The organism is Mesorhizobium sp. M8A.F.Ca.ET.161.01.1.1 (assembly GCF_004792105.1).
Lineage (GTDB): Bacteria > Pseudomonadota > Alphaproteobacteria > Rhizobiales > Rhizobiaceae > Mesorhizobium.
In genome coordinates, this window is sequence record NZ_SRTD01000477.1 from 1 (window position 1) to 286 (window position 286).

1 protein-coding gene is annotated in these 286 nt (G+C 68.2%); it reads left to right on the forward strand.

What is annotated here, in order from left to right:
* Nucleotides 1-286, forward strand: a 286-nt coding sequence (locus EN804_RS36630; protein WP_135922446.1) for an META domain-containing protein, incomplete at both ends; no start/stop codon positions are given.

Here is a 286-nt window from a genome sequence, read left to right on the forward strand (position 1 = left end):
GCCGCCTGTCGGTCAGCAACACCTGCAACCGCATGGGCGGCGGCTACACCTTCGACGCTGGCAAGCTGAGCGTCAGCGCGATGGCGTCGACCATGATGGCCTGCACCGACAAGGCGCTGATGGCGCTGGACGAGGCCGTGTCGAGCCGCCTGCAGGGCGAGCTGAAGGCCGAGCAGGGTGCCGATGGCACGCTGACCCTGACCAACGCCAAGGGCGACGTGCTGGTGTTCAACCCGGAACCGACCGCTGAAACCCGCTATGGCGGCGCCGGCGAGACCGTGTTCCT